The 8,112-nt window shown below is 29.8% G+C and carries 4 protein-coding genes; 2 read left to right on the top strand and 2 right to left on the bottom strand.

The window, feature by feature from the left end; genetic code table 11:
* The coding region (locus tag BR82_RS16015) for a LamG-like jellyroll fold domain-containing protein (RefSeq protein ID WP_034865166.1) at window positions 1–3,130 on the bottom strand (3,130 nt) is incomplete at its 3' end.
* 923 nt (window positions 3,131–4,053) lie between these two features.
* Here BR82_RS16015 and BR82_RS0113920 point away from each other — a divergent pair.
* Window positions 4,054–5,373 (top strand): aspartate kinase, encoded by a 1,320-nt coding sequence (locus tag BR82_RS0113920; RefSeq protein WP_027090669.1) that lies wholly within the window; start codon window positions 4,054–4,056, stop codon window positions 5,371–5,373.
* Between the two features lie 56 nt (window positions 5,374–5,429).
* Here the strand turns inward: BR82_RS0113920 and glpK are convergent, their stop codons facing one another.
* A complete protein-coding gene (glpK, locus tag BR82_RS0113915; protein ID WP_027090668.1) occupies window positions 5,430–6,923 on the bottom strand; it encodes a glycerol kinase GlpK in 1,494 nt (497 codons plus the stop codon).
* Between the two features lie 915 nt (window positions 6,924–7,838).
* Here glpK and BR82_RS16010 point away from each other — a divergent pair.
* Window positions 7,839–8,112 (top strand): PD-(D/E)XK nuclease family transposase (locus tag BR82_RS16010; protein ID WP_034865164.1); only part of this gene is annotated, 274 nt, incomplete at its 3' end.

The raw sequence follows: 8,112 nt of genomic DNA, 5'->3' as shown, positions 1-8,112 counted from the left end.
CTTCTAATAATGTTTTATCTACTACTTCTGCTTCTTCTAAGCCTTCTATTGCTGCCTGTAATTTATCATATGCTTCGTCTACTTCTTCCTGCATTGCATTTTCATCATTCATGACGGTATTTGCTTCTACTAATGCTTCTTGCAATTCTGTCCAGCTTTCTTCTGTGTAGTTTCCTTCTACTAAATCAGCAGTTGCATCTACTAAGCTTTGTAATTCGGTTTTATCCCCTTTATAGAACTCTAACATATGCATAGCACTTGCTAATCTTGCAAATGATGCATCTACTTGTTCTTGGGTTGCCTTATCATTAGCTAAGATTGCTTTTGCTTCATCTAATGCCCCGTTGAATTCTTCTACTACTACTGGTACTACTTTATTTAACTGTTCTTCGGTTACATTGTTTGCCATATCTACAGCTATTGATAATGCTGTTTTGCTTACTGTTGCTGCTTCTACTTTTGTTAAAGCTTCTTTTGCATTTTGTAATGCTGTTAATGTGTTATCTACTTCTTCTTGAGTAATATCAGCTTTTTCTAAGACTGCTTTAGCATTATCCATTGCTGTTTTAAATTCCTTCCAGCTTTCTTGAGTATAATCTCCTTCATCAAGAGTTAAATATTCATCATATAATGCTTGCAATTCTGTTTTATCAATAAAATAATCTTGATAAGTTTTAAATACTTGTGCTGAATCTAAAGCATAGTTATATACTTTAAATTCATCTATATTACCTTTTTGACGATATCCACCTTGACTACCAGCTCCTATAACATAATTATCATTAGTATCAAGATTTAATCCTACAATATTTGCAAAATCAGTATTACTTGAAGATAATTTACCATCTACATAAAGACTTAGTGCTTTTGAACGTTCACCTACAACTGTAAGATGATGCCAGTTACCATCCATAGCTATTTTATCACGATTATTTGCTGAGGTATCATATCTAACACTGCCAGTTCCAACGTTTCCAAATAAGCCATCATAATTACAGAAGAAGATACCCAAATCTTTACCTGAATCGCCACTCTTATTACCAAAAATTACTGTATCATTTTTTGTTTCATTAGATTTAAACCAGAATGAAATTGTAAAATCTTCTGTACCAAGTTTCATTCCCGGAATTTCGACATATCCTTCACCGATTTCTAAAACATTGTTTTTAAATCCTGAAGCAAGACTAGGATTATTTACCATTTTCCCATCATAGTTTTGATATTGATTATTAACATCATTATCAAAGTTATAATAAATGAATGGATCACTAATAGGTGATACCTTTTCTTGTAGTTTAGATATAGCTTCACGAATCGCAATAACATTAGGATAACGATTTTCTTCGGTAACTGATTGATTTTCAATCTCATTTACAACCATTTTTAAATTATTAATTCCAACACTTTCATATCTAGCTTCATTAGCTAAATAAGTCTTAGCATCTTTTAAAGTGTAATCCAACAATTGAGTAGGCAATGTAGCAGAATCTTTTAGTCTTAAATCTGCATATAAAATATCATGATCTGATGGAGCTCCTTCGGCAACATTAATATTTACAAACTCAATGTTAGTAGTTGTAAAAATATGATCAATGCATCCAATTTTCATTGAAGAATCAAGTTCTCCTGTTTCAAACCATACATTATTCCAACCATTTGCATCATTAAAATTCAATAACATCTGATCTAATTCTTCTTTACTTTGATCTGAATTAAAATCACCAGTAATAATTTTATACGGTGTTGGATCATTATTTACAGCTTCAATCAATTCATTAATTTGAGCTTGTTTATATTGAGCATATAATTCAGGATCTCTTAACCATACAATATGGGTGTTATATAAAGCAATTTCCTTACCATCTATTTGAATAGTAGCTCGAACATAAGAACGATTAGTATCATCATTGATCTCATAATTCGCCCCACCTTTATTAGCTAATGGATACTTAGAAACAATAGCACTACCACCCCAAAAAGTGCTACTTCCATATCCTTCTTTAAAAGCATAATATGGATATGTTCCTATATTACTCAACTGTTCTACTTGACCATTACCATCTAACTGATAATTTGCTTCCTGTAATCCAATAATATCAGCATCGATTTCTTTTAATTTTTCATTAATAGAATTTAAATTAGGATAACCCCAACCATAAATATTATAAGTAGCCACTGTAAGTACATCTTTTTCTATAAAACTAAATTTCATTTCTTTACTTACAGTTATTCCCGCTTTTGATAAACTAATTAAATAAGTATTATCATTAACCATTTCAGCAGCAACACTAATTCCAGGTTCATCATTTAACTGATTTTCTATAAATTTTGAAACTGCTCTAGTTTTCATTTCAGAATCAGCACTTAATGAAACTCTCACTTCTCCTGCAGTCAAAACATCAAGCTGCTCTTGTAATTCACTTCCAGTGTCATCAGCATATTTTAAATATAAAGATTGAATTTCCTCTAAAGATAATGCTACATCATAAACCATAAACTCATCATATAACGCACCTTGAAGATACTCGCCTGTACTACCTGCACCCAAAACATAATTAGATGCTGTATCTAACGAAATTCCTGCTAGCTCACTAAAACTTTTATTTTCACTAGATAAATTACCATCTACATATAATGCTAAACTCTGATCTCGATCTGCGGTTATTACCACATGATGCCATTTTCCATCAAGTACGGTTTCATCGCGAGAATATGAGGATGTATCATAACGGTTACCATTATATCCTACATTACCAGATACACCGTCTTTATTTGCAAATAAAACTGTATCATTTTTTGTTTCTAATGATCGTATTAAAAAAGACAATGTAAAATCTTGATTTGATAATTTAAAATTTGCAGGTAGTTGAAGATAACTTTTTTCTGTTACTTTCATAGCTTTCCCAAAATCAGATTTTCCATCAATAAACTGTGGTTCATTAACTAATGTTCCAGAATAATTGCCCATTTGATCAACAGCACTTTCACTATCAAAATCGTAATATAAAATCGGTACATGATTATCTGTTGTCAAAGCAGACAGACTAGATATCCATCCAATTGAACAAATACTGCTAATTAATAAGACTACTAGGCTAATTATTTTAATTTTCTTTATTAATTTTTTCATCATTTCTTCCCTTCTATATTTTTAATTGTGTCAAAATTAATTTGTTTTTCAATAAACAAGTTCTTCGAAAACACTTAAATATATAAATTATCTTAATAGTTTTTCACTTTTCAATATACACATAACACTGATCCTAAACAAATAATACGTGTTATCCACTTAAATTAATGACATCTTAAAAAAGTTTAACTCATAATTACTAAAATATTTTTCAGTACTGTAATAATCAAACATTAATAACATAAAATACAACAAATTAAAAATAACTATTATATTTAAATAATTTATTTTTTTATAAAACCAAATTTGTCTCTAATTACGATTGGTTTCAATTATTTTTCTTACAATCCAACTGATACTAGAAAAATCTTATTTATTTTTTTAATATGCCAGAATTTGAGGAAGTGACGATTATCAACTCCCATAAAAAATACATAATTCTTATCATCTTTTCGTTACATTATTAATCTTCCTTTCTAAATAATTTTCGATTCTATTTAACATTAGCCTAAAATATACCCTTTATTATAATTATTTACCCACTACAAATATAAATTTTTAAATACTTAGATACATTAATAACACTAATTTTTAGTAAAAGAACCTTAAATTAATTATATAATTTAAAACATAATTTTTAAATTTCTATTCTTTTAATATTGTTTCACTTTATGTAACAAAATACTAAATATGTCACCTGTAATATAATCTAATAATCAAAATAAAAATCAATATCATCTATTCACTAACAAATTTATTAAAAATATAATCATGTTCTTATAAAATCTAATCTAGACTTTACCTATATTATAAACAGTAATTTAAATTATGATAATTTCTCTTCTTTTTTAAGTTTTAACTTGATGTATACTGTAAAAAATGGTATTTTTTTATTAAACATTTATATATAAAAGGGGAATATTATGAAAAAAATCGTTAAATTTGGGGGTTCATCACTAGCTGATGCAACTCAATTTAAAAAGGTAGCTAAAATCATTAAAAGTGATGAATCACGACGCTATGTTGTGCCTTCAGCACCTGGCAAGCGATTCAAAGAAGACATTAAAGTAACTGATTTATTATACCAGGCATATAACGCTAAAGACGAGAAAACTTTTGAAGATACTTTTAATCTAGTTAAAACACGTTTTCAAAGTATCATTGATGAATTAAAACTGGATTTATCTTTAGAACAAGAATTTACAACAATAAAAAAAGCATTTAAAAATAAAATTGGTATTGATTATGCAGCTAGCCGGGGTGAATATCTAAATGGTATTGTTTTAGCTAATTATTTAGGATTTGAATTTATCGATGCTAGTGAAGTCATTTTTATTGATAAGCATGGAAATTATGATGAAGCAAAAACTGATCCAATTTTATCTAAACGTTTAAGTGAAGTAAAAAATGCAGTTATTCCTGGTTTTTACGGTTCTTTAAATGATGGTAGTAATACGATCAAAACATTTTCACGTGGGGGAAGTGATGTTACTGGTTCAATCATTGCCCGTAATGGACATGTAGATTTATATGAAAATTGGACAGATGTTTCTGGTTTCCTGATTGCTGATCCTAGAATCGTTAGAAATCCTGATACAATTGGAACAATTACATATAAAGAATTACGAGAATTATCATATATGGGGGCAAGTGTTTTACATGAAAATTCTATTTTTCCAATTCGTAATGAAGGAATTCCAATTCAAATCAAAAATACAAATCGCCCTGAAGATGAAGGAACTTTAATCGTCGAAACAACTTGCCATAAACCTGATCATGTTATTACTGGAATTGCTGGAAAAAAAGGATTTGCAACTATTATGATTGAAAAAGACATGATGAATAGTGAAATTGGTTTTGGTCGACGCGTTTTACAGGTATTAGAAGATAATAATTTATCTTTTGAACATACTCCTTCAGGTATTGATACAATGACAATCGTTGTTGAAACAGAATCATTTATTGATAAAGAACAGGAAATTTTATCAGGAATTCATCGAGCTGTACATCCTGATTCAATTGAATTAGAATCTGATCTAGCTTTAATTGCTATTGTTGGTAGAGGAATGAAAGATGGTCGTGGTACTGCTGCAAAAGTCTTTACCGCTCTAGCAAATGAAAACATTAACATCAAAATGATCGATCAAGGGTCTTCTGAATTAAACATCATTGTTGGTGTTAAAAATATCCATTTTAATAATGCTATTCGTGCAATTTATAAAATGTTTATTACTGAAGATTAATTATATATTTAAATAGCTAATTTGATATGCTTCAAATTAGCTATTTTTGATATATATTAAATATCTTTCCACATCAATGTAAAACGTACCGCTTTTGCCCAGCCATCTAATAATTTTTTTCTTTGATCATCTTCAATAACTGGTGTAAATTCTTGATCAAGCAGCCAATTATCTTTTATTTCATCTTTACTTTTCCAAAAACTTACCGCTAGCCCTGCCAAATACGCCGCACCTAAAGCAGTAGTTTCAATTATTTGAGGACGATGCACTAAGCAATTAGAAATATCACTTTGAAACTGCATTAAAAAATCATTAGCACTAGCCCCACCATCTACTTTTAAACATTTTAAATCAATTTTTGTATCTTCCAGCATTGCCTGAATAACATCGTTAGTTTGATAGGCAATCGATTCTAATGCAGCTCTAATAAAATGTTCTTTGCCAGTTCCCCTTGTCAAGCCAACGATCGTTCCTTTAGCATATGGATCCCAATAAGGAGCTCCTAATCCAGTAAAAGCTGGTACTAGATAAACACCATTTGTATCATCTATTTTTGTCGCATAATCACTCGATTTAGGCGCACTTTTAATCATTCTTAAACCATCACGCAACCATTGCATTACTGCTCCGCCAACAAATACACTTCCCTCTAAAGCGTAATTTATCTCATTATTATCACTAGCAGCAATAGTCGTAATCAAGCCTTTTTTCGACTGATATATTTTATTACCTGTATTCATCAATAAAAAACAACCTGTACCATACGTATTTTTAGCTTCACCAGCTTCATAACAGCATTGACCAAATAATGCCGCCTGCTGGTCTCCAGCTGCTCCACACACAGGAATACTGCCGCCTAAAATTCCTTCTTTGCTATAACCATATATATAACTGGATGGTTTAACTTCTGGTAACATGCTTTTAGGGATTTTAAAATATGCCAATAATTCTTCATCCCAACATAAATTTTTAATATCAAACAACATCGTTCTTGAAGCGTTTGTATAATCAGTAACATGTACTTTACCATTTGTTAAATTATATATCAGCCAAGTATCGACTGTTCCAAATAACAATTTATCTTCATTTGCTAATTGTCTTGCACCAGTAACATTTTCTAATATCCAAGCAATTTTAGAAGCCGAAAAATATGCATCTGGTATTAATCCCGTTGTTTCAATAACTTTCTTTTCTAAGCCATCTTCTTTTAATTTATCAATCATTTCAGCCGTCCTGCGACATTGCCACACAATTGCATTATAAATTGGTTCCCCTGTTTCTTTATTCCAAACAATGGTAGTTTCTCGTTGATTAGTTATTCCAATTCCTACAAAATCTGTTGCCTTTGTGTGACTTAACGCTTGAGCTTCAATCATCACTGATAACTGTGATGACCATATTTCTAATGGATTGTGCTCTACCCATCCTGGTTTAGGAAATATTTGTTGAAATTCTTTTTGTGCTTTAGCAACAACCCTTCCTTGATGATCAAAAATTATACACCGTGAACTCGTTGTACCTTGATCTAAAGCCATAACATATTTTGTCACTACTTTTTCCTCCTTAAACTAGATAAGAATCTTATTATTTAAATAATTTTATCATAAATGATTGTTATCGACACTAAAAATCATCTCTATAATTTTATAATTTAATATTATACGAAATTACATCTCCGGAACTCATTGTTAGGGGTTGAGCAGTTTCTTTCTATTAAGTATGTTGAACCTATCCTATATTTATACCCTGTCTCTATATAACTTTTTATTCTTGCATAATATCTTGCAATATTGAATTGTCCCGATATTTTCATCTTTATTTTGCTTTCTTTCGACTCTCTTTCAACTGTTTATACCGACGTCAGCACACTGCCATATTATTATGACAATGAAGGCATTACTGATGTAATGATCTTTATATTCAGTAATTCCATCATTTTTGAATCTGATTAATGTACTTTTTTATAATCTGATTGTTCCCCATTAACCCTATTGGATTTTTCTCTTGAATTAGGTATTCTTTTATTTTTGCTTATTTGTGTTTTTAGCAATAGAAATACCAGAATCAAAAGCATAATTATTTAATACTGATTATTGGTCCTCTGTTTTTTCAAAACAATAGCTTTAGTTACAACTTCATTGATTTTTGTTTCAATAGTTTTTCTAAGATAATCTAACTAGTTAAATAAAGATTGATAGATTTTTTAAGACGTTTCAATTACTTGTAAAGTCTTTCACTTTCTTTAACTTCTTAACAATATATAATTGATAAAAATCACCTCTACGGTTATTAAGCAATAATAAAATAGAAATATCAAAAAGTCAGAAATATGGATAACTTTTCCATTATTTATCTGAACTATAAGTAATAACATTATAAGCTTTATCTCATATCTATAAAATATTTCTATTAAAAAGAAGTAATTCTCCTTTTTAGATTGTAAAAGATAATGAGGAGGAAAAAATATGATTCATGAAAAAACTATTATTCAAAATAATGTCAGCTTTAGTAATGACCTGTTCTTTAAATATCTGCTCTCTAGAGATACTTTTGAATCTCAAAAACTAAGAAAGTTTATCGTTAAATCTGTCACTGGCCTTGACTGTCAGCAGATGATTGTTAAAAATCCCGAAATCAATCAAAATACGGTCCTCGCTAAAAACATCATCCTCGATATCTGTGCGGTTGATGAAAAAGGTCGAATCATTGATATCGAAATGCAGATGGCTGGCAGCAGTA

The organism is Thomasclavelia saccharogumia DSM 17460, from assembly GCF_000686665.1.
Taxonomy (GTDB): domain Bacteria; phylum Bacillota_I; class Bacilli_A; order Erysipelotrichales; family Coprobacillaceae; genus Thomasclavelia; species Thomasclavelia saccharogumia.
Note: the sequence above shows the minus strand (reverse complement) of the source record. Positions and strands in the feature narration are given on the sequence as shown.